The following is a 321-nucleotide window of genomic DNA, read 5'->3' as shown; positions in this document are numbered from 1 at the left end:
GGCGAGCCCGCCGATCTCCTGCCCGAACAGCGGGATGAATGCCTCGGTGCCGATCGCGAAGGCCAGCACGGCGACCGTGACGTAGACCCACCCGAGCGATGATCCGTGCGCGAAGGTGACGCGCGGCAGGATGCCGGTGCGACCGCGACGCTCGTGGCGCAGGAACCAGGCACCGAGAACGACACCGACGGCGATGGCGACCCCGGTGCCGAGGCCGCTGGGGACGACGCTCGCGATGCCCACGGCGGCGACCCCGCCGGCCAGCAGCAGGAGCGAGCCCCAGGGGAGTGACTCGCTCGACCGCGTGCGAGCGGTCCGCGG

The 321-nt window shown here is 73.5% G+C and carries 1 pseudogene; it reads right to left on the bottom strand.

The features are described from left to right. A pseudogene (locus DSP71_RS22400) lies at positions 1-321 on the bottom strand (MFS transporter); the annotation flags it as partial.

The sequence above is a fragment of the Microbacterium sp. H6 genome (assembly GCF_003314775.1).
GTDB lineage: Bacteria > Actinomycetota > Actinomycetes > Actinomycetales > Microbacteriaceae > Microbacterium > Microbacterium oxydans.
The sequence above is the reverse complement of the archived record's forward strand: the minus strand, read 5'-3'. Positions and strand labels throughout refer to the sequence as shown.